The sequence below is a fragment of the Pauljensenia sp. UMB6358 genome, from assembly GCF_030216865.1.
GTDB classification, from domain to species: Bacteria; Actinomycetota; Actinomycetes; order Actinomycetales; family Actinomycetaceae; genus Pauljensenia; species Pauljensenia turicensis_A.
Map to the genome: position 1 here is coordinate 1 of NZ_JASOMS010000031.1, position 539 is coordinate 539.

Genomic DNA, 539 nt, shown 5'->3' on the forward strand with positions numbered 1-539 from the left:
TGAAAGGCATGTTGCACTTGCTAGCGATTTTTACTTTGCCGAGGAAGTTAATGAACATTCGGGTTTCCGCAAGCTCATGCCCAGCGGCCTTAAGCAACCCCCGACGGTATATGGCATTAACGAAAACCTCATCGCGGGTCGCACCATCATCAAAATGATTAGCAAGAGCCTCCATGTAATGATTGAAGGTTGCCGCGCACTTGAGCGCCTCAATAGCAACTTCTTCGGGATCCTGCCCTTCTTGCAGGGTGGGTTCGCCCCACTCATCAAGCGTGGTAATAGGCGGGAAAAGTGGTACCGGGGCCTGTTTCGGGTATGATTCACCTTGGAAGGTCATAATTCGTGATTCCTTTCAAAATTAGTGACTCCGCTTGTTGCCGCAGGTGGAGTCACACCTAATTAATTCGCGTAATACTTAGACCAAACACCCTCAAAAAGGGGCCGGTCCTTCTCGGTGTATGCGTTGACCTGGCGGGTCTGCCCATTCCCCAAATTCAGGGGGTACTTCTCCGGCTCCCTACCATGCTCTAGCGTGTAAG

The 539-nt window shown here is 51.2% G+C and carries 1 protein-coding gene; it reads right to left on the bottom strand.

Features of this window, described 5'->3' with window-relative positions; genetic code table 11:
* On the bottom strand, window positions 1-337 hold a 337-nt coding region (locus tag QP381_RS08485), incomplete at its 3' end, for a hypothetical protein (RefSeq protein WP_285068487.1).
* Between the last annotated feature and the right edge of the window lie 202 nt (window positions 338-539).